Origin of the sequence: Flavobacterium sp. W22_SRS_FP1, from assembly GCF_052113685.1 — a bacterium.
GTDB lineage: Bacteria > Bacteroidota > Bacteroidia > Flavobacteriales > Flavobacteriaceae > Flavobacterium.
In genome coordinates this window covers 79479-102682 of record NZ_JBGQOE010000001.1, presented here as the reverse complement: position 1 = coordinate 102682, position 23204 = coordinate 79479, and the positions used below count along the sequence as shown (strand labels likewise).

Annotated in this window: 23 protein-coding genes; 17 read left to right on the top strand and 6 right to left on the bottom strand. The window is 36.2% G+C overall.

Going from position 1 to position 23204, the window contains the following annotated elements; translation table 11 throughout:
• The first annotated feature begins 385 nt into the window (after positions 1–385).
• Genes ACEN2H_RS00405 through ACEN2H_RS00395 form a run of 3 tightly spaced genes read left to right on the top strand, consistent with a single transcriptional unit; the run spans position 386 to position 2523 of the window.
• On the top strand, positions 386–1177 hold the full coding sequence (locus ACEN2H_RS00405) for a serine O-acetyltransferase (protein ID WP_441729496.1): 792 nt from the start codon (positions 386–388) through the stop codon (positions 1175–1177).
• A 1-nt stretch (position 1178) separates the two neighbouring features.
• Positions 1179–2066, top strand: coding sequence for a cysteine synthase CysM (cysM, locus tag ACEN2H_RS00400; protein ID WP_441729495.1), 888 nt, complete (start codon positions 1179–1181; stop codon positions 2064–2066).
• A gap of 1 nt (position 2067) precedes the next feature.
• A complete protein-coding gene (locus tag ACEN2H_RS00395) occupies positions 2068–2523 on the top strand; it encodes a GNAT family N-acetyltransferase (protein ID WP_441729494.1) in 456 nt (151 codons plus the stop codon).
• Positions 2524–2581: 58 nt separating this feature from the next.
• Here ACEN2H_RS00395 and ACEN2H_RS00390 read toward each other — a convergent pair whose 3' ends face one another.
• Positions 2582–2992: an OsmC family protein gene (locus tag ACEN2H_RS00390; RefSeq protein ID WP_441729493.1), complete on the bottom strand. Its 411-nt coding sequence runs from the start codon at positions 2990–2992 to the stop codon at positions 2582–2584.
• 248 nt (positions 2993–3240) lie between these two features.
• Here ACEN2H_RS00390 and ACEN2H_RS00385 point away from each other — a divergent pair, with 248 nt between their 5' ends.
• A complete protein-coding gene (locus tag ACEN2H_RS00385; RefSeq protein ID WP_441729491.1) occupies positions 3241–3930 on the top strand; it encodes an SGNH/GDSL hydrolase family protein in 690 nt (229 codons plus the stop codon).
• Positions 3931–3993: 63 nt separating this feature from the next.
• Here ACEN2H_RS00385 and ACEN2H_RS00380 read toward each other — a convergent pair whose 3' ends face one another.
• A complete protein-coding gene (locus tag ACEN2H_RS00380; protein ID WP_441729490.1) occupies positions 3994–5841 on the bottom strand; it encodes a CocE/NonD family hydrolase in 1848 nt (615 codons plus the stop codon).
• A gap of 253 nt (positions 5842–6094) precedes the next feature.
• Between ACEN2H_RS00380 and ACEN2H_RS00375 the strand changes: the two genes are divergently transcribed.
• The 6 genes from ACEN2H_RS00375 to ACEN2H_RS00350 all read left to right on the top strand — a co-directional run bounded on the left by ACEN2H_RS00375 (position 6095) and on the right by ACEN2H_RS00350 (position 12128).
• Complete coding sequence (locus ACEN2H_RS00375; protein ID WP_441729489.1) at positions 6095–7621, top strand: carboxypeptidase-like regulatory domain-containing protein; 1527 nt, start codon at positions 6095–6097, stop codon at positions 7619–7621.
• A 360-nt stretch (positions 7622–7981) separates the two neighbouring features.
• Positions 7982–8431, top strand: coding sequence for a hypothetical protein (locus tag ACEN2H_RS00370; protein WP_441729488.1), 450 nt, complete (start codon positions 7982–7984; stop codon positions 8429–8431).
• A 194-nt stretch (positions 8432–8625) separates the two neighbouring features.
• Positions 8626–9009, top strand: a complete 384-nt coding sequence (locus ACEN2H_RS00365) for a hypothetical protein (protein ID WP_441729487.1) — start codon at positions 8626–8628, stop codon at positions 9007–9009.
• 281 nt (positions 9010–9290) lie between these two features.
• On the top strand, positions 9291–10703 hold the full coding sequence (rlmD, locus tag ACEN2H_RS00360; RefSeq protein WP_441729485.1) for a 23S rRNA (uracil(1939)-C(5))-methyltransferase RlmD: 1413 nt from the start codon (positions 9291–9293) through the stop codon (positions 10701–10703).
• Positions 10704–10801: 98 nt separating this feature from the next.
• Complete coding sequence (locus tag ACEN2H_RS00355) at positions 10802–11326, top strand: DUF6452 family protein (RefSeq protein ID WP_441729484.1); 525 nt, start codon at positions 10802–10804, stop codon at positions 11324–11326.
• Positions 11310–12128, top strand: coding sequence for a DUF6048 family protein (locus ACEN2H_RS00350; protein WP_441729483.1), 819 nt, complete (start codon positions 11310–11312; stop codon positions 12126–12128). The genes ACEN2H_RS00355 and ACEN2H_RS00350 overlap by 17 nt, the downstream gene beginning before the upstream one ends.
• 86 nt (positions 12129–12214) lie before the next feature.
• Here ACEN2H_RS00350 and ACEN2H_RS00345 read toward each other — a convergent pair whose 3' ends face one another.
• On the bottom strand, positions 12215–12451 hold the full coding sequence (locus ACEN2H_RS00345; RefSeq protein ID WP_441729482.1) for a hypothetical protein: 237 nt from the start codon (positions 12449–12451) through the stop codon (positions 12215–12217).
• Positions 12452–12554: 103 nt separating this feature from the next.
• Positions 12555–13733: a THUMP domain-containing class I SAM-dependent RNA methyltransferase gene (locus ACEN2H_RS00340; RefSeq protein WP_441729481.1), complete on the bottom strand. Its 1179-nt coding sequence runs from the start codon at positions 13731–13733 to the stop codon at positions 12555–12557.
• 161 nt (positions 13734–13894) lie between these two features.
• Here ACEN2H_RS00340 and ACEN2H_RS00335 point away from each other — a divergent pair, with 161 nt between their 5' ends.
• The 7 genes from ACEN2H_RS00335 to ACEN2H_RS00305 all read left to right on the top strand — a co-directional run bounded on the left by ACEN2H_RS00335 (position 13895) and on the right by ACEN2H_RS00305 (position 18477).
• Positions 13895–14659, top strand: coding sequence for a class I SAM-dependent methyltransferase (locus tag ACEN2H_RS00335; protein WP_441729480.1), 765 nt, complete (start codon positions 13895–13897; stop codon positions 14657–14659).
• Positions 14660–14739: 80 nt separating this feature from the next.
• Entirely contained in the window at positions 14740–15408 is a 669-nt protein-coding gene (locus ACEN2H_RS00330; protein WP_441729479.1) for a ZIP family metal transporter, read from the top strand.
• A gap of 194 nt (positions 15409–15602) precedes the next feature.
• Positions 15603–16421 carry an N-acetylmuramic acid 6-phosphate etherase gene (gene murQ / locus ACEN2H_RS00325; protein ID WP_441729478.1) on the top strand — a complete coding sequence of 273 codons (819 nt, stop codon included), beginning with the start codon at positions 15603–15605 and terminating at the stop codon, positions 16419–16421.
• A gap of 46 nt (positions 16422–16467) precedes the next feature.
• A complete protein-coding gene (locus ACEN2H_RS00320) occupies positions 16468–16689 on the top strand; it encodes a DUF6095 family protein (protein ID WP_441729477.1) in 222 nt (73 codons plus the stop codon).
• The gene (locus ACEN2H_RS00315) at positions 16689–17261 is read left to right on the top strand and encodes a pentapeptide repeat-containing protein (protein ID WP_441729476.1); all 573 of its coding nucleotides are present in this window, start codon (positions 16689–16691) and stop codon (positions 17259–17261) included. The genes ACEN2H_RS00320 and ACEN2H_RS00315 overlap by 1 nt, the downstream gene beginning before the upstream one ends.
• Positions 17262–17268: 7 nt before the next feature.
• Positions 17269–17649: a DNA topoisomerase IV gene (locus ACEN2H_RS00310; protein WP_441729475.1), complete on the top strand. Its 381-nt coding sequence runs from the start codon at positions 17269–17271 to the stop codon at positions 17647–17649.
• Between the two features lie 54 nt (positions 17650–17703).
• Positions 17704–18477, top strand: coding sequence for a TerC family protein (locus ACEN2H_RS00305; protein ID WP_441729474.1), 774 nt, complete (start codon positions 17704–17706; stop codon positions 18475–18477).
• A gap of 49 nt (positions 18478–18526) precedes the next feature.
• Here the strand turns inward: ACEN2H_RS00305 and ACEN2H_RS00300 are convergent, their stop codons facing one another.
• Both ACEN2H_RS00300 and ACEN2H_RS00295 read right to left on the bottom strand, forming a co-directional pair.
• The gene (locus tag ACEN2H_RS00300; protein ID WP_441729473.1) at positions 18527–21166 is read right to left on the bottom strand and encodes a DNA gyrase/topoisomerase IV subunit A; all 2640 of its coding nucleotides are present in this window, start codon (positions 21164–21166) and stop codon (positions 18527–18529) included.
• Between the two features lie 52 nt (positions 21167–21218).
• Positions 21219–23081 carry a DNA topoisomerase IV subunit B gene (locus ACEN2H_RS00295; protein ID WP_441729472.1) on the bottom strand — a complete coding sequence of 621 codons (1863 nt, stop codon included), beginning with the start codon at positions 23079–23081 and terminating at the stop codon, positions 21219–21221.
• Positions 23082–23204 lie beyond the last annotated feature (123 nt).

Below are 23204 nucleotides of genomic sequence, written 5' to 3'. Positions count from 1 at the left end.
CTACTTTCCCATAAACCTTCTCAGTTAAGTGAATTTCCTTCCTTTCAAGCTCAATTGCAAACCTTGGTTCAGTTTCGTTTACTCTATTTTTACCTTGCTAATTTACGCATTTAAAATTATTCAATATTTCGATAATACTACATCCTCTTTTAGCTCCAATTGAAACTTATAACGCTATTAATAGACTCTATAAGTTCTTGCAGTTTTATTGGAAATAGTTCAATATCTTTGCTTCGTTTTATATTTGAACTAAAAAAGCACAGCGATGAGCAATAATTAATTCTTTTTCAACTTTGATTTTTCAATTTCTTGATGGAATTATTGTTGTACTTCCTAAAAACACACCCTTTTAAGCCCTTTCTATTAACAATTCAAACTCATAATCATGACAAAAGATCTGATTATTAATCATATCAGCTCTCTAAAGAGACACTCGAACATCAATTATGGAATAAAAACAAAAACGGAAGCTTTTACCGAAAAGCTTTTCTACACTTTGTTTGATTCGAATGCCCCTTTAAGCGAAAGCATTGACGAACTGAAGTTTCTTTTCAAAGAGATATCCGTAATCGCCTGCAAAAAACCAAAGGGGATATGCGATTCCATTTGGGATAGTTTTCTTGAAAAATTGCCTTCCGTACTAGAAAAGATAAATCAAGATGCCAATTTCTTCGTAGAAAATGACCCAGCGTCAAATAGCATCGAGGAAGTATATCTAGCCTATCCAGGATTTTACGCGATTGCCATCTATCGCCTCAGTCATGAATTATACCTTTTAGACCTGCTTTTATTCTCTAGACTGATGAGTGAATACGCCCATCGCATCACCGGAACGGACATCCATGCAGGCGCCTGTATAGATTCGCCAATTTTCATAGACCACGCAACTGGTATTGTAATTGGGGAGACTACAGTGATCGAAAAAAACGTTAAAGTTTATCAAGGGGTAACTTTGGGAGCACTGAGTGTCAGCAAAGACATGAAAAATGATAAAAGACACCCTACCGTTGAGAAAAACGTATGTATTTATGCTAATGCAACGATTTTAGGAGGAGAAACAATAATTGGTAGGGATAGTATAATTGGAGGAAATGCATGGATTACCAAGTCCATACCACCAAGATCACTAGTTACCAACACCACAACGACAGAAGTAAAAATAAAAGAGTTAAGATAACATGGAGCCACAAAAATTATTAGACCTGATTGGGAATACACCTTTGATGGAAAGTGTAAATTTAATCAAAAACAAAAACGTAAAACTTTTATTGAAGCTTGAAGGCAACAATCCAGGAGGAAGCCTTAAAGACCGTGCAGCCCGCAACATGATGGTATCAGCACTTGAAAGAGGAGATATTAAAAAAGGAGACAAACTAATTGAGGCTACAAGTGGAAATACAGGAATAGCGCTAGCCATGATTGCCCAGCTGCTAGGTATCGAAATTGAATTAATACTTCCAGAAGATTCTACTAAGGAACGCACGCAAACCATGCGTGCCTACGGGGCCACTGTCATACTGACACCCGCAAAGGAAGGAATTTTAGGATCGAGAGACTATGCCGACAAGAAAGTGGCCGAAGGCGGATACGTGATGCTAAACCAATTTGCCAATGACGACAACTGGAAAGCACATTACAAAACAACCGGACCGGAAATATGGAATGATACGAAGGGAACTGTGACCCATTTCGTTTCGGCAATGGGAACCACAGGAACCATAATGGGGACTTCTACTTATCTGAAAGAGAAAAACCCAGACATCCAAATCATCGGGGCGCAACCAAGTGACGGATCTCAAATCCCTGGAATCAGGAAATGGCCTCAGGAATATTTGCCCAAAATTTTCAATCCTGCAAAAGTGGATCGCATTGTTGAAGTGAGTGAACAAGAAGCTCGTGCCATGACTAAACATCTAGCGCTCGAGGAAGGCGTTTTTGCGGGAATGAGCAGCGGCGGATCGGTGGCTACAGCATTGAAAATTGCAGAAGAAATGGAATCGGGAGTAATCGTTGCTATCATTTGCGATAGAGGCGATCGCTATTTATCATCTGATTTATTTGATTAAGATGACACAAGTTATAAGGACATCTGCTGAAAACCCTGATTTTCTTGCCTTGATAGAGAAACTCGACGAAGATATTGAAGTGCGCGATGGAGCAGAACACAGCTTCTATGCGCAGTTTAACAAAACAGATAGCATAAAGCATGCGATAGTAGTTTATGAAAACCAAAAAGCGATTGGTTGCGGCTCTTTTAAAGTGTACAAAGACCAAGTTGCCGAAATAAAAAGAATGTTTGTCAATCCGGAAGATCGTGGAAAAGGCATAGCCTCAAAAATACTGAACGAACTGGAATCCTGGGCGAGAGAAGCAAACTTTAAAAGCTGCATTTTAGAAACCGGTAAAAAATACCCCGAAGCCATTGCTCTGTATAAGAAAAATGGTTTCGCTATAACCGCAAATTATGGACAATACGAAGGGATAGAAGACAGTGTTTGTTTTAGCAAATCAATTTTAAAATAAAAAGAGGCTCCATTATGTTAATGGAGCCTCTTTTTTATATAATTAATGTGTTGCTATTTTAAGATAAAGTAGCGGTAGATGTAATGTCTGCATTTAATACTTTAGAAACAGGACAGTTCTTTTCAGCCTTAGTCACTAGTTCTTGAAATTTAGACTCTGAAATGCCTTCTATTTTTGCTTTCACTATTATGTGAGATCCCACTATTGCTCCATCTACTAAGTTAATTTCACATTTAGTTTCTATACTTTCAGGAGTAAATCCTTCTTCACCAATAAATGCTGAAAGTTGCATTGCAAAACACCCTGCGTGCGCTGCCGCAATCAGTTCTTCCGGGTTAGTACCCACTCCATCCTCAAAACGCGATTTAAATGAATATTGTGTGCTTGCTAATGTATTACTTTGTGTTGTAAGCTTTCCTGTTCCTTCTTTCACGGAGCCGTTCCATACTGCGGTTGCATTTCTTTTCATAATTTGTAATTTTTTAATTCTCTCAAAGCTACCCTTTTTAAAATGGAAGCTTTTCAGTCTAGCATTCTTTTAACTAAATTTTAGTTTATTTCTAGTGGCAGAACTCAATTCGAAAACCTAGATGTTTTTTTTCCAGGAGAGGTTTAGACACCTATTCTATGAAATAAAATCCTGTTTTTTGATTCGAAATTATTAAGTTTGTTTAAATTAAAAACCGCACTATTTTCAACTAGCTAATTTGATTACTTATGAAGACTAACAGATTGTTTTTCGGTATTCTTTTTATATATTCATTTATGGGACAAAAGCTACAGGCCCAAGACTGGTCTAATTTAAACAAATTTCAAAAAGATAATGTCTCATTACAAAACGCGCAGCCTTTTCCGAATAGGGTTGTATTCATGGGCGATTCTATAACTGAATTCTGGAGTCGGGAAGCGCCAGAGTATTTTCAAACCCATAACTACATTAATCGCGGTATTAGCGGCCAAACGACCCCGCAAATGCTTGTTCGTTTTAGGGCTGATGTAATTGCGTTAAAACCATCTGTAGTAGTTATTCTAGCAGGTATCAATGATATTGCTGGCAATACTGGTCCTGCAACTTTAGATATGATCACAAACAATATTTTCTCCATGATTGATTTGGCGAAAGTCCATAATATCAAAGTAATCCTTTGTTCGGTTTTGCCCGCATTTGATTTCCCTTGGAGACCCAATCAGAAACCGGCAGATAAAATCATTGCGTTAAATATCCTTTTAAAAGAGTACGCTATTGAAAATGCAATTCCATTTGTCGATTATCACTCCGCAATGACAAATGACCAAAACGGATTGCGTAAAACCTTTTCAGCCGATGGCGTGCATCCTAACAAAGTAGGTTATGAAATAATGGCCCCGCTTGTTGAGAATGTCATTGCAGTTACATTGACAAAATAATAAGTACAAAAAAACCCAATCACTATTCCTAGGATTGGGTTTTTGTTCAAAAAATACTTTCTGTTATTTTAAAACAGATAAGATTATTTTAGAATCGGCATACACGCGATGGGTTTGCTTTTTAAAATCTTCTGGTTTTGCATAAAATATATTCTCTACAAAAGTTTGCGGATTCAAATCAATCAAAGGAAACCAGGTACTCTGAATTTGGATTTGGATTTTGTGGCCTTTCTTGAATGTATGCATTACATCCTGTAGTTTGATATTCACAGCCGTTTTCTCATTAGCCACAAAAGGTTCCGGATTAACAAAACTGTTTCTGAAACGACCTCTCATCACTTCGCTTCGCACCATCATGTGATAATTGCTCATCTTTAAATATGCTGCGATCTCTGGAGTTTCTGGTTCGTCATCAGGAAACACGTCAATCACTTTCACAATCCAGTCCGCATCCGTTCCAGAGGTAGAAACCTGCAGCTGTGCCAAGATTTCTCCCGCTAAAGTGGTGTCATCTGTCAATCGTTCCGTTTCAAAAACCAAAACGTCAGGGCGTCTCGCAGCAAAACGCTGGTCGTCAGTCATGTATTTTCTTGGCGTAATCCCTCTTTGATTAATATCTTCGGTAAAAGGAACTGGCTTTTTAGGATCGCTGATGAATTCCTGAAATCCGCCATCATTTTGCACTGCAGTAGTTAATTTATCTTGCGCCAAATAAAAGCTCTCCTTCACCACGTTTTTTGGCGGCCAAGCATCATAGGTTTTCCAGTCTTTAACGCCCGTGTCAAAAACATAGGCTTCCGGCAATTTGTTGTCGTCTTTTCCGCTGTCTTTCAAAAAATGACGGAAAAAGTTGGCTTCGATATTTTTTTGGAAGAAAGCAGATATACTATCCCCAAACTTTATGTTCCCAATAACCGCACTCGCACTGTTTCTAGCCCAATCGCCGTGGCTCCAGGGTCCCATAACAATCGTATTGTAGTTTTTACTGCTTTTTTCAATCGCTTGGTAAGTATTCAAAGGACCATATAAATCCTCTGCGTCAAACCAACCTCCTACAGTCATTACTGCAGGTTTGATATCTTTTAAATGTTGTAAGATTCCTCTTTTTTGCCAAAATTCATCATAGCTGCTGTGGTCCTTGAGCTGTTGCCAAAATTCATTGTCTTTACCGTAGAATTTATCCAGATTAGACAAAGGGCCTGCATCCAGAAAAAACTGGTAGTCATCCTTAGTCCCTAAATCAGGAAACTGGTACCAAGATTTGCTTGTTTTTTCTGTTTTTTGAATACCAAATAAAGGTGTCGCTTTCCAATAGCTCAGCAAATAAGCGCCGTTGTGATGAAAATCGTCAAAAAAGAAATCGCTGATACAAGCCTGAGGCGAAACCGCTTTCAATGCAGGATGGTTGCTTAACAAAGAATAAGTGGAATAAAAACCTGGGTAGGAAATTCCCCAAACACCTACGTTACCATTATTGTTTGCTGCATTTTTTACTAGCCAGTCAATGGTGTCATAAGTGTCTGATGCTTCGTCAACCTGAGTTTTTCCCTTTTTATTGGGGATAAAAGCACGCATGTTGTCATACAAACCATCACTCATCCAGCGCCCACGCACGTCTTGGTACACAATAATATAGCCTTCTTTCATCATTGTTTCGCTGGGACCGATACTTTTTTTAAACTCGGTTTCCCCATAAGGCGCACAACTGTAAGGTGTACGTTGCATAATGATGGGATATTTTTTAGAGAGGTCTTTTGGCGTATAAATGGCAGTAAATAAAGTAGCGCCATCACGCATTTTAATATGTACCTCTTTCTTAGTGTAATTTTCACCAACAGTGCTCGGACTGTCCTTTTGTGCAAATACGCATGTAGTTATCACTAAAAGCGCAGTAAGTAATATTTTTTTCATATGAATAATAGCTGATTATAGAACTGTAAATATATTTAGTTTAATTCTATTTTCAATATTTAGTTTGAAAGAATATTCGCAATATCACTAAAAGTGGGTCTTGTTGTTGTATTTTATATCACGTTTATTTGCAAGGATAATGCATTGCACAAAGAACTTTATGAAAGGATTAATCATTTAATAGTAAGCATCCCGAAAAGCTGTAACAAAACGGACACAGTTTCGTCTTATTAAATCTAAGCACCTAATAAATATGAAACCTAGCTTATTACTATATACTTTTTTTATCCTGTTTTTATTCCAAGCAGGAATTGCCCAAAACATTAGGGGGAAAATTATCGATTCGAAAACAGGGGAAAGTATTCCCTATGCAAACATTAGGGTAAATGAATCGGAAAACTTGGTCTCTAACGGAGAAGGCTATTTTACTTTATCTGAAAGCAACAGTCAGGACGAAACACTATTGAATGTTTCTTATTTGGGTTTTGTTAATCAGCTGTTGACCGTGGCCGAATTGAAAAAGCTCGACTTTACAATTAAACTCTTGGCCGGAATTTATGAGCTTGATGATGTAGCGGTGTCTAACCTAAAACCAAATCCGTATGAGATTATGGCAAATGTAAAAGCCAACTTAATCCGTAATTATACTACGGGCGAAAAAGGATCAAAGGAAATGTTCTTTTTTAGAAAATCAAATTATTTCAATCCTTCTATAATAGACGTGGAGATTAACAAATCAACTGGTTTTAGCAAGCAAGCATTATTAAAAGTCAACAACGATTTGCAGTCTTTTTCTAATAAGTTAATTTCGAAGCCGCCAGTGTCATTTACTGATGTTCTTTGTAATTACTATTCGGTTAAAACAAAAAAAGCCGATAAATTTGTGTTTACTTCAAAACTAGCTGTTTTAAAAGCTACTATCTTAAAAAATGAAGGAGAATCGACATCCTTAGACGATCTAGAAAAAACAGCTAAAAATTTAATGTTGCAACATTTAGACACTACTAAATATTACCGCTTTAAGAGCGGACTTGTAGGATCACGCGATACAATATCATTACGTAAAGACTTTAATGAAAAATCAGGGAAAAATAAAGAAGTAAAAAATCAATTAACAGCTGCAAAAATTAATTTGAACAGCTTCATGTATGAAAATAATTTTTTAAACAATAAGCGATTCGATTTTATACAAAAACCGGAGCTATACGACTATGCTTATGAAGGAACGACTTACACCAGTCAAAATGAATTTGCTTATGTCCTTACTTTTAAACCTCGAAAAAGAAAAGCGATGTATGTGGGTAAGCTATATATTTCTGAAACTGATTATGCTGTCCTCAGAGCAGATTATGTCCTTGACGACGGCGAAAAGCTGAGTAATTTTAATATGAAGTTACTTTTGGGAATTAAAGTATCCGAGAATGTGAGTAAAGGAACCATCATTTATAAAAAAAGAGCTGGAGACGACAACTATTATATGCAATATGCCACAACAGAAAGTGGAAATTACTTTTATCTCAATCGCCCATTGAAACTTATCGAATTAACTAGTGGTGAAAAAGATGTACTGGATCTTGATTTTAAAATTGAAGCAAATACTCTCAATAAAACAGAGTTTTTAAATATCTCCCGCTCTGAAACAACAGTAGCAGCAATTGCAAAAGTTAAGGAAGAAGATTTTAAATATATAAATATCAAATCCTATGATCCTAAGATATGGAAGGATTACAATGCCATAGAACCGTTGCAAGAAATGAAACAATTCAAGGCTGTTAATTAATTTAGAAAAACAGCGGTTGACTTAAGACTATAAAAACTAATTGCCACGTTTATAAGCAACAAAAACGATAACATCATAGCTATAAAAATACGACGAAATGTTTTTCTACACTATTTCAGTATGTTTTCCTTGAACTTTAGAAGTTAAATGGATCAATCTATCTGAAATAAAAATTGTAAAATAACCTTTAATAATTTGAAAAATAAAAGGTTATATGTTCTTCATGAAAATTAAATTTAATAAAAAGAAATAGCTCAACATCCTATATCCTATACCTTTCCTCTAAACAATTCGGTTTTTCATCTCCCTATCCCCAATTTAGTCTAATTTTGCTTTTCCTAAAAACAGCAACATCCTATTATGCTTTCCAAAGTACAGTTTAAAGAATGGTTTGATCGTTATAAATATGCGGAGTTAGCTGCTACAAGTGCGGCTTTGTTGGGCTCGCAATTTAGCAGGGATTTTGAAGGTTTGACAACGGCCTACTTGATTACGTTTATGGAGTATTTTGCCTTTTATGGAGTTATTATCGCCATGGCATACATCCAACTCGCCAAAAAGAATGGGCACCTAGAAAATCAAACTTCTTTTAATAATTTATTTCGAATTGTCAAAAACTTAGTGTTGGAGTTTGGCTACCCTGCCCTTTTAGACATTTTATTGGCGCGTCCTTTTTGTATGTACTGGTTGCCTATTATAACCGGAAATGCAGTAGCGGGAATCATGGCAGGAAAGCTCTGCGCTGATTTCCTCTTTTACTTTCTATCTATTGTGAACTACGAATGGATGAAGCGCAAAAATCATTTGTAGAATAAAACTGACTAGCATCTCAACTCACCTCTTTGGTACTGATTTCAACATCTTTTAATTACAAAGAGTAGTTAATTGCATATTAGTTTTAAAAAAAGATTCTAGCCGAAATTGACAGAAAAAAGTAGGAGTTTGAAAGACTTAAAACAGTACATTTATTTACTAAATTTACAAGGTAATTTAAAAAAACAAAGATGAATTTTAGACTTATACTACTTATAACAAGTATATTCTTCATTAGCTGCACTGCGGATGAAAACGCGCAAGAACATGATGCTGATGCATTAACCAATAGCTACAATGAACTTTTACTCTCGCAAGTAAAGAGTACAACCTGTACCGATGCGCAAGAATGGGGTTTTATAGCTATAGGTTCGAAAGCTTGTGGAGGACCAGCAGGCTATATTGCCTATTCTTTAAAAATTAATGTGCCTGAATTTTTAATTAAAGTTGAAAATTACACCAAAGCGCAAAAGGCATATAATAAAAAATGGAATATCATTTCCACCTGTGACATGGTTATGCCTCCATCTCGAGTAGAATGTGTTGAAGGAAAAGCTAAATTGATTTACAACTAATACCCTAGGTGATACAACCAATTCATTTAATAACCAATTTAAGGAAGTAGTACCCCACCCTTTTTGCAGATGCTTATAACGAAAAATCCGCAAATATCGCAGCCGGCAAAGCCGTGTAATAAAAGAGTCACTGCAGAAAGCTTCCTTTACGCCCAAATTTAGGTCATATAATCGAGGATTCGCAACGGAAAGCCGAATCCTACCAAAATAAAAAACACTTCTTTTCGAAAATAGTTGCCAAATTGAATTTATAAAAGTTTACAAACGCTTATTTTTGCGGCATGGCTAAGAAAAATACAGACAAAGTTGTCTTTCATCAGATAAAAGTCCTTGATGCGGGTGCAAAAGGCGTATCGGTTGCGAAAGCACCCGATGGTAAAGTAGTGTTTATCCCTAACGTGGTTCCCGGCGATGTAGTTGACGTACAAACGTTTAAAAAACGAAAATCCTATTATGAAGGGAAAGCAGTTCTTTTTCACGAATATTCAGAACACCGTACAGAACCTATTTGTGAGCACTTTGGTGTTTGTGGAGGTTGCAAATGGCAAAACATGAAATACAGTCAGCAGTTGTATTACAAGCAAAATGAAGTTTTCAATCATTTACAGCGCATCGGAAAGGTAGAACTTCCTGAATTTGAACCAATTTTAGGTTCTGAAAAACAGTTTTTTTACAGAAACAAAATGGAATTTTCGTTTTCGAACAGCCGATGGTTGACCGAAGCGGAAATAGGAAGCACCGAAGATTTAGGAAATAGAAATGCACTTGGTTTTCATATCCCAAAAATGTGGGATAAGATTCTAGACATCAATAAATGTCACCTACAAGAAGATCCATCAAATGCGATCAGAAACGAAGTGAAAGATTTTGCTAATGCAAACGGACTCACTTTTTTCAACCCCAGAGAACATTCTGGTTTATTGAGAACTTTAATGTTACGTACAGCATCTACAGGCGAAATCATGGTTTTGATTCAGTTTTTTGAAAATGATAAAGCCAACAGAGAATTAATCTTAGACCATTTATATGAGAAATTCCCTAATATTACTTCATTACAATATGTAGTGAATAGTAAGGCGAACGATACTTTATATGATACGGATATTAAACTATATAAAGGACGTGATTATATTCTAGAAGAAATGGAAGGTTTGAAGTTCAGCATTAATGCGAAGTCTTTTTACCAAACCAATTCAGACCAAGCGTACGAACTATACAAAATAACACGTGATTTCGCCGGACTGACCGGAAATGAAATCGTATATGACTTATATACCGGAACTGGTACCATTGCGCAATTTGTTTCGAAAAAAGCAAAAAAAGTAATAGGTGTAGAAAGCGTTCCTGAAGCCATAAAAGATGCAAAACTGAATGCGGAACGCAATGAAATCACTAATTGTGAGTTTTATGTGGGAGACATGAAAGTGGTTTTTAACGACAGTTTCATCGCGGAACACGGACAGCCTGACGTGATTATCACTGACCCACCTAGAGACGGAATGCATAAAGATGTAATCGCACAAATCATGAAAATTGCTCCTGAAAAAGTGGTGTACGTAAGTTGCAACTCGGCTACACAAGCACGTGATTTAGCATTAATGGACGAGAAATACAAAGTGACTCGCGTGCGACCTGTGGATATGTTTCCTCAGACACATCACGTGGAGAATGTGGTTCTTTTGGAAAGAAGATAGTTAATTGTGGTGTTCAGTAATTAGTGATCAGTTTCAGCTGCTAAATTATTTACATTTTACCATTGCCAAGCGTACCGCCGTTTAGACATTTAAGATTTATGAAAAAAATAATTCTATTACTATTGTTCCTTTTCTCACTGTCCTTCACAGGCTGTGAGAAAGATGACATTTGCGATGCGAATACGGTTACTACGTCGCGATTAGTCATTTCGTTTTATGACATAAACAATTCATCGGTTTTGAAAAACGTCACTAATTTAAAAATCATAGGAGAAGGAATGACAGATGGGGTTCCTTTTAATGGAAGTACTGTAATCAACGGAAGTACTGTCTCTATTCCCTTAAAAACTGACGCTGATGTGACTAGCTTTAGTTTTATTTTAAACTTTGGTAATTCAAATACAGCCTTAGTTAATGAAGACCATTTACAATTTAATTACACTAGAGCTACTGTTTTTGTTTCTAGAGCCTGTGGTTTTAAAACAGAATATACTTTAGATCCCTCAATTCCTTATGTCCATACTGATGCAGCAATAGCTGATGAAAAGTGGATTCAGTATATGGCGGTTAAAAACAGTACTATTGATAACGAAAATGAAACACACCTTGAAATATTTTTTTAGTATCTGCCTCATTTTTTCTTTGTTTTTAGTTGAAGCACAAGAAACGACTCCTGAAAAAAGCACTTTCGAGAGTAATAAAACGGAGGCCGGCGTTATTCCTGAAAACTCGTTTCAAAATAGCGAAGAACTGCCTAAACAAATAATAAATGACACTATTTCTAACCCAAAAACAAATCGCTACGGATTGCGAGTAGGGGTTGATTTATATAAACTGACTCGCGCTTTGTATGACAAAGATTATAAGGGAATCGAGTTTATAGGAGACTACAGGTTGACCAAAAAATATTTCTTAGCTGCCGAGCTAGGTAATGAAAGCAAAACTACTGATGACAGTCGACTGAACTTTACCACGAAAGGCTCCTACCTGAAAGCAGGTTTTGATTACAATGCCTATGAAAATTGGCTAGATATGGAAAATATTATCTCCATTGGTTTACGATATGGTTTCAGCAGTTTTAATCAGGAACTCAACAGTTACAAAATATACAATGCCAACCCGTATTTTGGAGAAGTACCAGCAATTGCATCTGGAGAAAAATTCAATGGACTAACAGCGAGCTGGATTGAAGTGGTAGCAGGTATTAAAGCTAAAGTATTCAACAACGTATTTGTGGGCTTCAGTTTGCGTCTGAACCGCTTGATCTCTAATAAAAAACCAGGGAATTTTGATAATTTGTACATACCTGGTTTCAACAGAACCTATGATGGTGATTTTGGAGTAGGATTTAATTATACGATTTCGTATTTCATCCCGCTATATAAAAAGAAGGTACCGGCCGTAGTCCTTCCCAACAAACCGTAACAAAATAGATGTACGATTTCTAGACATGAAAAAAGGAGCTAACTATAAATGATTTATAATTAGCTCCTTTTTTTATCATTACAAAATCAACCTATTTCCTTCACGCCTTTCATAAAAACCCATTTCATAAACAGCTTTTCACCATCTTTCGTTTTTATTGCTTGGAATTTTGGCGATACTATTGTCCCTACAAAAAATGCAGTCACAGGAATCCAATATCCGGTTAATTCAGTATAATGTTCCACTAAATAGCGTGCTGAGATGAATAATATAGCAAAACATCCTAATTGATATAGAAAAGCTCTTATCTGTAATTTTGTCATTTTGTTTTGTTTTATTTATTTAAATTTTAAAAAGTTTAACGTTCGAGCAACTGTACTTAAAGCAATTGTCACTGAACACTTATTAGTGCTCCCTGAAAACTACTTACTCAACGTTATCATCCGCAGTTACCTGAAACTTGGTTCTTTTACTTCCTTCATACATTTCGTATTTCACCAAACGGGCTTCAATACTCGCATTAAAAAGTTTGATTTTTCTTGAAGGTTTCAATCCAACAAATTTTAAGGCTTCTAGATTACCTGTGATAAACCAAGCATTTGTTCCAGGATAGTTTTTCTTAAGGGTGTCGCCAATGTTTTTGTAAAATTCTTCCATGTGAATATCCAATCGCTCATCATAAGGAGGATTGAAAACCATGTGCAATTTCCCTTCTGTAGTTTTTTCGGTATCAAAGAAATTCCTTTCTTCGATGCTGATGTATTCTTCAAGATTAGCATTCTTGATATTGTCTTTGGCCTTGCTAACAGCAGATGGCGCTTTATCAAAACCTTTTATCGTGTAATGAAATTCACGTACTTTTTTCAACAAACTGTCTGTAATATTATCAAACAACTCATTATCCCAATCATGCCATTTTTCGAAAGCAAACTCTTTACGGTTAATGTTCGCCGGAATGTTGCAGGCAATCATAGCAGCTTCGGCAAGAAATGTACCCGAGCCACACATAGGGTCTAGAAAATCGCCTTGTCCGTCCCAACCTGAAAGCAACAAAACTCCCGCCGCCAACACTTCGTTTATTGGTGCAATGTTAGTAGCGGTTCTATATCCACGCTGATGCAATGAATTCCCTGAGGTATCTAATGCAACAGAAACTTGGTCTCTGTCAATATGAATATTGATTCGCAAATCAGGATGTGCCTTATCAATACTTGGACGTTGTCCTGTTCTTTCTCTAAATTGATCCACAATCGCATCCTTACATTTCTGTGAAACGAATTCAGAGTGATTAAAATTATCAGAGTGAACGGTAGCGTCAATTACAAAAGTCTGATTGGCATTAATGTATCTTGACCAGTTTACACCTAATATTCCTTTGTATAACGCTTGCTCGTTATTTGCCTTAAAAAAGTAAATGGGTTTCAATATTTTTAAAGCCGTACGCAAAGCCAAATTTGCTTTGTACATAAATCCTTTATCTCCTTTAAAACTAACCATTCTTACACCTTGTTCAACGTCTTGTGCGCCCAACATCAGTAATTCCTTTGCTAATATTTCTTCAAAACCAAAAAAGGTTTTGGCAACCATCTTAAAATTATTTTCCATTTTTTTCTGTCAATTAGAACAAGTATTCTTCTAAATAAAACCCTACCTGTAATAAAAATTTTAGTATTTGTCACGAGAATGTCCTTGTATATACTCGTATTCTTTATATTTCAGCAAAAATACACTAAATTTGCCGGATAGAATAAATTGAAAAAGAATAAATGTCTGAAGAACAAAAACCAACGATAAGAAACCAGGATGAACCAACTCAAACTTGGTTCAGTTCATGGTTCGATACACCTTACTACCACATCCTTTATAAAGGCCGTAATTACAGGGAAGCCCAAGTATTTATGGATAACATTACGCATTACCTCAACCTTCCTGAGAAAGCAAAAGTGCTTGATTTGGCCTGCGGAAAAGGACGTCACTCGATCTACCTTAATCAATTGGGATTCGACGTATTGGGTGCCGATCTATCAGAAAACAGTATTGCCATAGCCAATAAAAACGCGAATGAAACTTTGCGTTTTAAAGTGCACGACATGCGTGAGCCTTTCGAAGAAAAATACGATGCCATTTTTAATTTATTTACCAGTTTTGGTTATTTCGAAAATGACGAAGACAACCTTACCACGTTGAAAGCAATCAAAGAAAGCTTGTCTGAATATGGGTTCGCCGTGATTGATTTTATGAACGTGGCCCAAGTCTTGAACACATTGGTTCCAGAAGAGACAAAAACGGTCGACGACATCGATTTTCACATCAAACGATATTTGAAAGACGGATATATCTTTAAAGAAATTGACTTTGAAGATAAAGGTCAAAGTTTTCACTTTACTGAAAGAGTAAAAGCCTTAACTCTGAACGATTTTGAAATCTTAATGGAAGAAGCAGGAATTTACCTGTTAGATATTTTTGGAGATTACAAGTTGAAAAAGTTCCACAAAACGGAAAGTGAAAGATTAATTATGATTTTTAAATAGTCCATAGGGGAATTTGATGTTTTGTTTAATCGCAAACCAATTGTCAATCGAAGACCTTTTTAACCGATTCAATAATAGAAATGAATTACCTCTTACCGCTACTTTCGGTACTATTAGGATATATCGTAGCATTGGTTTTAAAACCACAAAACAAAACCAACTTGAAGCTGTTATTAGCCTTCAGCGGTTCTTTTTTACTCTCTTTGACTGTAATGCATTTACTACCAGAGGTATATGAAAGCGAAAATAGTCAAATTGGAGTTTTTATTATGATGGGAATTTTGTTCCAAATCATACTGGAGTTTTTCTCTCAAGGAGCAGAACACGGTCATGTACATGGACACGTCAATATGTCTCACATCCCATGGTTGTTGTTTGTCAGCTTGTGCATTCATGCCTTTTTAGAAGGTTTCCCACTTAGTGACCATCATGATTTAGCCGCAGGAATCGCAATACATCACCTGCCTATTGCTATTATCCTGACCACTTTTTTCATCAATTCTAATCTGAATAAAAAAGCGATTTTTGCTTTTATGATTACATTTGCCTTAATGACACCATTCGGAACATTTGCAGCTGATTATATGCCTATTTTAAATAACTATCATACTGAAATTACCGCAGTCGTCATTGGGATTTTATTCCATATCTCGTCAACAATAATTTTCGAAAGCAGCGAAGGACACAAATTTAATATTGCCAAAGTTTCCATGATTGTTTTAGGAATTCTACTGGCTTATTTTATATAATTCTATAACTTGGGCGTGCCCCTCATTAAAAAAAATCGGGTCGGGCTATACGCTTCAATCTTTTATTTTTAAAGAAAAAATAAAAGGATTTCCGCTGCTATCCCTCACGCAAACAATTTGGAATAACCCATTAATTGTTACTTCATCTAAAACTTTGTAACTTTGAATCTTTGCAACTCTGAATCACTATAAAAATGACATTCACTAAGACCACGGAACAGTCCTCAAAATACGAACATCTAGAAAAGATGTCTGTTACTGCATTGTTGTCCAACATCAATCAGGAAGACAAAACCGTTCCTTTTGCCATCGAAAAAGCATTGCCGCAAATAGAAAGTTTAGTGACTCAAATTGTCGCAAAAATGAAACTGGGAGGCAGACTTTTTTACATAGGTGCGGGAACTTCAGGACGTTTGGGAGTTGTGGATGCATCAGAGTGCCCACCTACCTTTGGTGTCCCTTTTGACCTGGTTGTAGGTATTATTGCCGGCGGTGATGCGGCCATTCGCAGAGCGGTGGAAAATGCAGAAGACAACGCCACACAAGCTTGGAGAGATTTAACGGAGTACAATATAAACGAGAATGACGTTGTAATAGGAATTGCGGCCTCGGGAACAACGCCCTATGTCATTGGTGGACTGCAGGCTTGTAATGAAAATAACATTGTAACGGGAAGCATTTCTTGCAACGCAGGAAGTCCCCTTTCCGAAACTGCAAAATTCCCAATCGACGTGGTCGTAGGCCCAGAATTTGTTACTGGAAGTTCAAGAATGAAAGCAGGAACGGCCCAAAAATTAGTGCTCAACATGATATCGACGGCAACGATGATTCAATTGGGAAAAGTAAAAGGAAACAAAATGGTCGATATGCAATTGAGCAATAGAAAACTGGTTGACCGCGGCATAATAATGATCATAGGAGAAATTCCCGTCAGCTATGAAGAAGCAGCTGAATTATTAAATATACACGGAAGTGTCAGAAAAGCAGTTGACTCTTATAACAGTAAGTATTAGGCTTTTTTTAGTAAATAAAATAAAATGCAACTTTAAATAAAAATTAATGGGAACAAATAAAGCAGTCTTATCCAAAGGAATAAAATATTTAGCGGGCACTTTACCCCTGTTCTTTATTGGTCCATCATTGATTTATAATGCGTTTATGAATAAACAAAACCTATGGCATTATCTTGTTTTGGCAATCGGAATCATCGCATGCCTAGGCGCTATGTTTCTTATGTATATGGGATTGAAAACAATTATCAAAAGCTTATTTGACAACTAATGGACGATCTTATTCATATTCAAAAGACTTTTGAAAAAGTTGTTTTCATCAACAAGAAAGTTAACAACAGGGAATTTGAGGACTGTACCTTCAAAAATTGTGACTTCTCTAACAGTGACTTCTCAAGTAATACTTTTATGGATTGCGAATTCATCGACTGCAATCTTTCGATGACACAACTGCGCGGTACAAGTTTAAAAACTGTCAACTTTAGTAATTGTAAATTATTGGGGATTGAATTTCAGGGCTGCACAGACTTCTTGTTTGGAGTTAATTTTCAGGATTGCGTTCTGGACTACTCTTCCTTCGCAAATAAGAAAATGCCCAAAACAAAATTCAACAACTGTTCTATGAAAGAGGTTAGTTTTATAGGAACCAACCTTACACAATCCGTTTTTGACAACTGTAATTTAGATAACGCCATTTTTAACGATACCCAACTAAAGGAAGTCAACTTTGTGACTGCTTACAATTATAAAATCGATCCCGAGTTTAACCCAATGAAAAAAGCCCGTTTTTCCACTCAAGGCATACCGGGACTTTTGGATAAATATGATATTAAAATTCAATAAAAAAAATATGAATATAAAAAGCGTACTATTATTACCACTACTACTATTAGTTGTTTCTTGCTACAATGTGGAACACAACTGTAAAAATTTTAAAACAGGTAAATTCAGTTTTGAATATGAGGTCGATGGCGAAAAAAAAATAACCCTGTTTGAACGAAATGACAGCATCGAAATCGAAACTTTTGAGGGTAAGACAGACACTGCGTCGATACGATGGGTAAATGATTGCGAGTACATTTTGAGAAAATTACACCCCAAAAACATGGCGGAAGAAAAAGCAATAGATATGAAGATTTTATCAACATCTGGAAATACCTATACCTTTGAATTTGGAATGGTAGGCAGTGACCAAAAGCAAAAAGGAGTCGTTACAAAAATCGGAGATTAAAATCTCCTTGTATATGTTAGATTCGCACTTTTAATAAATTAACAGCTTACAAAAATGGAAGTATTTTTAAATCCTGATGCTTGGATTGCCTTACTAACACTAACCTTTCTAGAAATTGTTCTGGGGATTGACAATATTATTTTCATTTCGATTGCAACGGGTAAACTGCCAATAGAAAGCCGCAAAAAGGCAACTAAAATAGGGATGTTTTTAGCCATGTTCATGAGAATTGCGCTTTTGTTTGGAATTAACTTATTAATACAAATGAAGGCACCTTGGTTCAGCATAAACCTAAGTTGGTTCTCTGCCGGAATAACGGGACAAAGTATCATTCTATTCTTGGGGGGGCTATTCCTTATTTATAAAAGTACCATTGAAATTCGCGAAAAAGTAGACGAAAAAGGCCATGAAGAAAAGGAACTTGGTAAGGCAGCGACAAAGTCATTTCAGAATGTATTATTGCAAATAATTATGATTGACTTGGTTTTCTCTTTTGACAGTATTCTTACTGCCGTAGGGATGACTAATGGAGTTGAAGGGGCTTTATACATTATGATTACGGCTGTTGTGATTTCCGTTTTAATAATGATGCAGTTTGCCGTTCCCGTGGGTAGTTTTGTAAATAGACATCCATCTATTCAGATCTTAGGACTTTCGTTCTTAATTTTAATTGGGATGATGCTGCTTACTGAAAGTGCTCATTTATCTAATGCGCTAATTCTTGGCAGTCATGTAACGCCAGTTCCAAAAGGCTATCTGTATTTTGCCATTTCATTCTCCTTATTTGTTGAAGTATTGAACATGAAGGTTTCTAAAAAGAAAAAATAATAGAACACTAGTACTAAGAAAAAAGCTTCCGCATTAGGAAGCTTTTTTTTTAAAACAAGATGATTTGACCGTCTTCATCGCGTTGCACATCGGAATCATCACTATTTGATTCTCCTTTAGCACGGACTTCTTTGACTTCCACAGGAACCTCATAAGGAAGGGATTCCTTAAGATTCACTTGCTTTAGCTTATCAGTTGTTAATTGATTCCCAATTGCTTTAAATCCCTTTACAGCAATAAAATCTTCGATATCGATAGTGATGCTTTCTTTTTGCACTCCCTTAATTTTTGGAAAAACTAATTCGGCTACAGGACGATAATCCGTTGATACAATTTCTAATTGTGACTTTGGATGTTCTGTGATAAAGCTCTCCTCTTTATTTTCGGTTTCCACCAAGAAGCGCTTCACATAATAGCGGGCTTTCTCTCCATCATAATAAATAGCAGAGATTGGTTTTTTAGGAACCCATTTTTCTAACACTATCATATCCTCGTCAAAATGTGTAGATAATTCAGGCGTCACTACTTTCAGTTTCCCTGATTGCTGGATGATCAAAATTTTATCACTTGGTCTAAATTCGCCCAATAATTCTCCTCTTCCATCAACATTCAATCGTTGTACGGTATCGTCATACCAAACTTTTCTTGGCAGCAGAGTCGAAATTCCTTTTTCCTTAATTTCGATTTTCTTGATTGGATATTTAGAAGCTAAATTCCCTTTCGAGGTACGACCTTTGATCGCTAAGTTAGCAAAATCGATGTCAAATTTCAATTTTTTTATAGTTCCTACCTGACGCAACAGCACCGTAATTACTTCCGCTTCGCCGTTTGGATTACAGGTGAAGTAAAGAATCTGCGATCCTTTGGTACCATTGGTCAAATCGTATAATTTATCCCTTGTCACACCTGTAACATTAAATCGCTTAATATAGGAAGGGCCTGATTTACCGTCACGATAAATCACATTATAAATGGTACGCTTGTCGCTTTTATCAAAAATAGCAAGGTGAATAATGTCTTTACCTACAAAGGTTTTGGCATCCACTTTAGTCACCATCATATTACCATCTCGTAGAAAAACAATTACATCATCAATATCAGAACAATCCGTAACGTATTCGTCTTTTTTCAAGCTAGTTCCTAGAAATCCTTCTGCTTTATTGACATACAATTTAGTATTTCTCAAAACTACTTTTGTAGCTTCAATATCGTCAAAAACACGAAGCTCTGTCTGTCGTTCTCTTCCTTTTCCGTATTTCTCTTTTAGTTTGGCAAAATAAGCAATTGCAAAATCAATCAGATTTTCTAAGTCGTGTTTTACTTGCTCAATATTCCCTTCAAGAGCTTCAATTTTGTCCTGCGCTTTGTTACTGTCGAATTTAGAGATACGCATGATTCTGATATCCAATAAACGTAGAATATCTTCCTCAGTAACGGCACGTTTTAAATGCTTGACATGTGGTTTTAAACCATCATCAACTGATTTCAAAACACCTTCTCGGGTAGTTTGATCTTCAATATCACGGTAAATTTTGTTTTCGATGAAAATGCGTTCCAAAGACAAAAAATGCCATTGTTCTTCCAATTCACTCAATTGAATTTCGAGTTCGCTTTTAAGCAACTGAACGGTTCTATTAGTTGAAATTTTCAACATATCCGAAACTCCAATAAACAAAGGTTTATTATCTTCAATCACACAGCCTAATGGAGCCACTGAAGTTTCACAAGCAGTAAAAGCAAATAAAGCATCGATAGTTTTATCTGGAGAAACACCAGGAAAAAGATGAATTAAAATCTCAACATTAGCGGCAGTATTATCCTCAATTTTTTTGATCTTGATTTTTCCTTTTTCATTGGCTTTCAAGATACTATCAATCAAGGTCGTCGTATTAGTCGAAAACGGAATCTGGGTAATCACTAAGGTGTTTTTATCCATCTGCCCTATTTTGGCACGTACTCGGACACGACCACCGCGCAGACCATCATGATAATTAGACACATCAGCAATACCTTGTGTCATAAAATCTGGATAAATCGTAAAGGGTTTTCCTTTCAGGATTTTTATAGACGCATCGATGAGTTCGTTAAAATTGTGAGGTAAGACCTTCGTAGAAAGCCCCACTGCAATTCCCTCTGCGCCAGAAGCAAGTAATAACGGGAATTTTACAGGCAAGTTATTCGGTTCTGCTCTCCTACCGTCATAAGACATTCCCCAATCCGTAATTTTTGGACTGTATAAAACTTCTAAGGCAAATTTAGACAGACGTGCTTCGATATAACGAGATGCTGCTGCGCTATCACCAGTGAGGATATTACCCCAGTTTCCTTGACAATCAATCAGCAATTCTTTTTGGCCTATTTGTACCATGGCATCCCCAATACTAGCATCCCCGTGAGGGTGATACTGCATAGTGTGTCCTACCACATTCGCTACTTTATTATAACGACCGTCATCTAACTCTTTTAAGGAGTGCATGATCCTGCGTTGCACCGGTTTAAAACCATCTTCAATTGCGGGAACTGCACGTTCTAAAATAACATAAGAAGCATAATCCAAAAACCAGTCTTTGTACATTCCAGTAACTTTGGTAATGGTATCGTGCTCGCCTTCTTGAGTATCATAAAAATGTCCTTCCGGTTTTTTTTCTTCTTGTCGCCCTTCTGGATTTATATTTTCTTCTTCGTCCATGTATCTTTTTTGGATTGTATGAGCATTCCCTTTATCAACTTTACACTATTTATTATACTGCTTCGGCTACATCCAGTTCCACCTTCAGGTTCTTTATAATGAACTCTTGACGGTCTGGTGTATTTTTCCCCATATAGAAAGACAACAGTTGCTCTACAGAAGTGTTTTTATCCATCATAATAGGATCTAATCGAATGTCTTCCCCAATAAAAAACTGAAACTCATCAGGAGATATCTCGCCTAAACCTTTAAATCGGGTAATTTCTGGCTTTGGTTTTAATTTTTCAATCGCCGCTTTTCTTTCATCATCAGTATAACAATAAATAGTTTCTTTCTTGTTTCTTACTCTAAAAAGAGGTGTTTGCAGTATGTATAAATGTCCTTCTTTAATTAATTCAGGAAAAAACTGCAAGAAAAATGTGATCAGCAATAATCGAATGTGCATTCCATCGACATCGGCATCCGTTGCAATTACGATATTATTGTAACGTAATTTTTCTAGTCCATCCTCAATATCTAATGCGGATTGCAATAAATTAAACTCCTCATTTTCATAAACAATTTTCTTGCTCATTCCGTAGGAATTTAATGGTTTTCCACGCAAACTAAAAACGGCTTGTGTATTTACATCCCTTGATTTAGTAATAGAACCCGAAGCCGAATCTCCCTCGGTAATAAAAAGAGTGCTCTCTAGGTTTCTTGGATTTTTAGTATCCGGAAGATGGGCACGACAATCTCTTAATTTCTTATTATGCAAATTCGCTTTTTTAGCGCGATCGGTTGCTAATTTTCTAATACCCGATAATTCCTTACGCTCTCTTTCGGCCTGAAGAATTTTTCGCAATAATGCTTCCGCTATTGGAGCATTTTTGTGTAAAAAGTTGTCTAAATTCGTTTTTACAAAATCATTTACAAAAGTTCGTACTGAAGGCATTCCTGGCTCAGATCCCATATCGGCTGAACCTAATTTAGTTTTCGTTTGTGATTCAAAAACAGGCTCCATCACTTTGATGCTTATCGCTGTAACGATAGATTTTCGAATATCAGAAGCTTCAAAACTTTTGTTATAAAATTCCCTTATAGTTTTCACAATAGCTTCGCGATAAGCCGCTAAATGCGTTCCTCCTTGGGTAGTGTTTTGTCCATTTACAAATGAATGGTATTCTTCGCTATATTGTGTTTTACTATGTGTTAAGGCAATTTCTATATCTTCCCCCTTCAAGTGGATGATTGGGTATTCTAAATCTTCAGTACTAATGGTTTCTTCCAATAAATCTTTCAATCCATTTTCAGAATAATACTTTTCGCCATTGAACAATATGGTCAACCCATTATTTAGGTAACAATAGTTCTTCAACATTTTAATTACATACTCGTAGCGGAATTTGTAATTTTTAAAAATCGCTTCATCCGGAATAAAAATTACTTTGGTTCCTTTTCGTTTCGTGGTATCAATAATCTCTTCTTCGAGAACCAAATTCCCCGCAGAAAACTCGGCAGCCTTTTGCTTTTCATCCCGAACAGATTCGACGCGGAAATAGTTAGATAGTGCATTTACTGCTTTTGTTCCAACTCCGTTCAAACCAACTGACTTCTTAAAAGCCAAAGAATCATATTTACCCCCAGTATTCATTTTAGAAACTACGTCAATCACTTTCCCAAGCGGAATTCCGCGACCGTAATCTCTAACGGTGACCGTTTTCTCTTTAATCGTAACCTCAATCGTTTTACCAGCTCCCATGACGAATTCATCGATGCAGTTGTCTAATACCTCTTTTAGAAGAATATAAATACCATCATCAGACGAAGAACCATCCCCTAATTTTCCAATATACATACCAGGACGCATACGGATGTGCTCTTTCCAGTCAAGTGAACGAATATTATCTTCGGTATATTGATTTTGATCTGACATTTTGAATATTAACGATTTGCTGCTAATGTAGTGTAAATTGATAAAAATTAAAAGAGGATACCATCAAAGTTATCAAGAATGATATTTACATTTTCTATTTAAAGATTGAAAAATTAAAAGATT

Excerpts from the sequence above, each read along its gene's own strand:
- murQ (WP_441729478.1), top strand. The coding sequence starts at position 15,603 with ATGACATTCACTAAGACCACGGAACAGTCCTCAAAATACGAACATCTA.
- ACEN2H_RS00370 (WP_441729488.1), top strand. The coding sequence starts at position 7,982 with ATGCTTTCCAAAGTACAGTTTAAAGAATGGTTTGATCGTTATAAATAT.
- ACEN2H_RS00300 (WP_441729473.1), bottom strand. The coding sequence starts at position 21,166 with ATGGACGAAGAAGAAAATATAAATCCAGAAGGGCGACAAGAAGAAAAA.
- ACEN2H_RS00330 (WP_441729479.1), top strand. The coding sequence starts at position 14,740 with ATGAATTACCTCTTACCGCTACTTTCGGTACTATTAGGATATATCGTA.
- rlmD (WP_441729485.1), top strand. The coding sequence starts at position 9,291 with ATGGCTAAGAAAAATACAGACAAAGTTGTCTTTCATCAGATAAAAGTC.
- ACEN2H_RS00305 (WP_441729474.1), top strand. The coding sequence starts at position 17,704 with ATGGAAGTATTTTTAAATCCTGATGCTTGGATTGCCTTACTAACACTA.
- ACEN2H_RS00340 (WP_441729481.1), bottom strand. The coding sequence starts at position 13,733 with ATGGAAAATAATTTTAAGATGGTTGCCAAAACCTTTTTTGGTTTTGAA.
- ACEN2H_RS00375 (WP_441729489.1), top strand. The coding sequence starts at position 6,095 with ATGAAACCTAGCTTATTACTATATACTTTTTTTATCCTGTTTTTATTC.
- ACEN2H_RS00390 (WP_441729493.1), bottom strand. The coding sequence starts at position 2,992 with ATGAAAAGAAATGCAACCGCAGTATGGAACGGCTCCGTGAAAGAAGGA.
- ACEN2H_RS00345 (WP_441729482.1), bottom strand. The coding sequence starts at position 12,451 with ATGACAAAATTACAGATAAGAGCTTTTCTATATCAATTAGGATGTTTT.
- ACEN2H_RS00310 (WP_441729475.1), top strand. The coding sequence starts at position 17,269 with ATGAATATAAAAAGCGTACTATTATTACCACTACTACTATTAGTTGTT.
- ACEN2H_RS00395 (WP_441729494.1), top strand. The coding sequence starts at position 2,068 with ATGACACAAGTTATAAGGACATCTGCTGAAAACCCTGATTTTCTTGCC.
- ACEN2H_RS00355 (WP_441729484.1), top strand. The coding sequence starts at position 10,802 with ATGAAAAAAATAATTCTATTACTATTGTTCCTTTTCTCACTGTCCTTC.
- ACEN2H_RS00295 (WP_441729472.1), bottom strand. The coding sequence starts at position 23,081 with ATGTCAGATCAAAATCAATATACCGAAGATAATATTCGTTCACTTGAC.
- ACEN2H_RS00405 (WP_441729496.1), top strand. The coding sequence starts at position 386 with ATGACAAAAGATCTGATTATTAATCATATCAGCTCTCTAAAGAGACAC.
- ACEN2H_RS00320 (WP_441729477.1), top strand. The coding sequence starts at position 16,468 with ATGGGAACAAATAAAGCAGTCTTATCCAAAGGAATAAAATATTTAGCG.
- ACEN2H_RS00385 (WP_441729491.1), top strand. The coding sequence starts at position 3,241 with ATGAAGACTAACAGATTGTTTTTCGGTATTCTTTTTATATATTCATTT.
- ACEN2H_RS00380 (WP_441729490.1), bottom strand. The coding sequence starts at position 5,841 with ATGAAAAAAATATTACTTACTGCGCTTTTAGTGATAACTACATGCGTA.
- ACEN2H_RS00315 (WP_441729476.1), top strand. The coding sequence starts at position 16,689 with ATGGACGATCTTATTCATATTCAAAAGACTTTTGAAAAAGTTGTTTTC.
- ACEN2H_RS00365 (WP_441729487.1), top strand. The coding sequence starts at position 8,626 with ATGAATTTTAGACTTATACTACTTATAACAAGTATATTCTTCATTAGC.
- cysM (WP_441729495.1), top strand. The coding sequence starts at position 1,179 with ATGGAGCCACAAAAATTATTAGACCTGATTGGGAATACACCTTTGATG.
- ACEN2H_RS00335 (WP_441729480.1), top strand. The coding sequence starts at position 13,895 with ATGTCTGAAGAACAAAAACCAACGATAAGAAACCAGGATGAACCAACT.